We start from the raw sequence: 1172 nt of genomic DNA, 5'->3' as shown, positions 1-1172 counted from the left end.
GGTCTCCACCCCGCCCGCGCCGCTGCCGCTGACCAACCCGCTGGCGTTCGCCCAGGGGGTCAGCGCCCGCCTGGAGCAGCTGCCGGCCGGCGCCGACGCGGTGCACCGGATGACCGTGGAGGTCAACCCGCTGGGCCTGGGCCCGGTCCAGGTCACCGCCGAGATCGTCGACGGCGCCCTCAGCGTGCAGCTGGCCGGCGCCTCCGACGCCGCCCGCCACGCGCTGCGCCAGGCCGTCGGCGACCTGCAGCGCGAGCTGGCCGGCACCGCGTTCACCTCCACCACCGTCGAGGTGCGCCCCGACGACGCCTCCACCGGTCAGCGCCAGGCGGGGGAGCAGGCCGCGGCCGGGCAGTCCGGCGACCGCTCCGAGGGCCGCCGCCACAGCGGTGGCGGGCCCGCCGGCCACCCCGCCCGTCGCGGCCTGTTCGCCGCCGACGAGCCCCGCGCCGCGCAGCGCGCCGCCGCCGCGGCCGCCGAGGGCCGCCTGGACCTGCGCGTCTGAGCCCGGTGCACCCGGGCCCTTCAGCTCCCCGCAGGTAGGACCCCCGGACGGGCTACAGGACGTCATCCGAACGACCGAAGGAAGAGGCATGACCATCGATGCGGCCAGCGGCGCCTCGGCGTCGTCCTACGACTCGATCCTCGCGGCCTCCAACGCCAAGGCGACGAGCGCGGCGTCGAAGCTCGGGGGCGCCAGCACGAGCACGAAGGCGTCCGGCAGCACCCAGCAGAACAAGGACACCTTCATGAAGCTGCTGGTGGCGCAGCTGCGCTTCCAGGACCCCTCCAAGCCGGTCGACTCCTCGGACTTCATCGCGCAGACCGCGCAGTTCTCCTCCCTGGAGACGATGGAGGAGATGAGCAAGAACAACGTCGAGATGCTCGGCGCCCAGCTCAAGCTGCAGGCCAGCACGCTCGTCGGCCAGACGGTCTCCTACAAGGGGGCCGACGGCGCCACGGTCACCGGTGTGGTGTCCTCCGCCAGCTTCAGCGCCACCTCCGTGGGCGGCACCGGCAACGAGCCGGTCCTCAAGGTGGACGGCAAGGACGTCGTTCTGTCCAACGTGGTGAGCGTGGACGTGCCCGGCGCCGCCACCGCGACCACCGCCGCGACGGCTGCCGCCGCCAGCACCGCCGCGACGGCTGCCGCCGCCAGCACCGCCGCGACG

Annotated in this window: 2 protein-coding genes; both read left to right on the top strand. The window is 74.7% G+C overall.

The window, feature by feature from the left end; translation table 11 throughout:
* On the top strand, nucleotides 1-505 hold a 505-nt coding region (gene fliK, locus GTR00_RS25290), incomplete at its 5' end, for a flagellar hook-length control protein FliK (protein WP_166613506.1).
* Between the two features lie 88 nt (nucleotides 506-593).
* Nucleotides 594-1172: flagellar hook capping FlgD N-terminal domain-containing protein (locus GTR00_RS21325; RefSeq protein WP_166613505.1), on the top strand; the 579-nt coding region annotated here is incomplete at its 3' end.

Source organism: Kineococcus indalonis (assembly GCF_009906395.1).
GTDB classification, from domain to species: Bacteria; Actinomycetota; Actinomycetes; order Actinomycetales; family Kineococcaceae; genus Kineococcus; species Kineococcus indalonis.
Note: the sequence above shows the minus strand (reverse complement) of the source record. Positions and strands in the feature narration are given on the sequence as shown.